The sequence below is a fragment of the Sphingomonas sp. 2378 genome (genome assembly GCF_038084995.1).
Classification (GTDB): Bacteria; Pseudomonadota; Alphaproteobacteria; order Sphingomonadales; family Sphingomonadaceae; genus Sphingomonas.
The window spans coordinates 1-215 of record NZ_JAXCMJ010000176.1 but is presented as its reverse complement, the minus strand read 5'-3'; the positions used below and the strand labels follow the sequence as shown (position 1 = coordinate 215).

Genomic DNA, 215 nt, shown 5'->3' with positions numbered 1-215 from the left:
CCACGCCGCTCGTGGCCGGTCGCGCGATTGCCCATATGCTCGAGCGGGGTCAGGGCGATGCCATTTTCCTCATAGGTGCCGTGGAGGTAGCGCTCCTCGCCCATCACCGCGTTGACGATGTCGATGAAACGTCCGCGCATGAGCTCGGCGGTATCGACCTTGGCGCGCTTTCCATTGGCGTCGGGCTCCGCGCGGTAGCTGACCTTGTTCTGGCG

General features: G+C 65.1%; 1 protein-coding gene. It reads right to left on the bottom strand.

What is annotated here, in order from left to right:
• Positions 1-215: hypothetical protein (locus tag SM191_RS19820; RefSeq protein ID WP_341507692.1), on the bottom strand; the 215-nt coding region annotated here is incomplete at both ends.